This window comes from uncultured Roseobacter sp. (genome assembly GCF_947496515.1).
Classification (GTDB): Bacteria; Pseudomonadota; Alphaproteobacteria; order Rhodobacterales; family Rhodobacteraceae; genus Roseobacter.
In genome coordinates, this window is record NZ_CANMDB010000057.1 from 1 (window position 1) to 451 (window position 451).

The 451-nt window shown below is 56.8% G+C and carries 1 protein-coding gene; it reads left to right on the forward strand.

Annotated features, from left to right (window positions below; all coding sequences use genetic code 11):
• Positions 1-451 (forward strand): transposase (locus Q1A53_RS23355; RefSeq protein WP_299971815.1); only part of this gene is annotated, 451 nt, incomplete at both ends.

Below are 451 nucleotides of genomic sequence, written 5' to 3' on the forward strand. Positions count from 1 at the left end.
CGAACATGGAAAGACTGCTGAAGGAATGGCGCCGCTCCGAAACGGGCGAAGACAGCAACGTAAAGATCGATATCCCAGCGTCCGAACCTGTGCGCGATCCGGATACGGGCCAAAAGATCTCGGCGGATATCGCGGCTGCATTGTGCATGAAGCCGCGGAGCCAGCTGTCCGAACGGCAGGCCAACAAGATCGCGGCGCTCAAGCAAGGCTGTACGGCGTTTGTTACAATGCGAGAGCTTGCTATGCGCTTTCGGGGCCTTTTGTGCGGCAAGCATCCGGATCAGCTGGAGCAGTGGATCGATGATGCAATTGACACCGACCTTCCCGAAATGCTGCGCTTTGCAAGGGTTCTTCAAAGGGATCTGGACGCCGTGAAGAATGCAATCGCTCTACCTTGGAACAACGGACAAGCGGAGGGGCAGATCAACCGCCTCAAAACGCTGAAACGAGC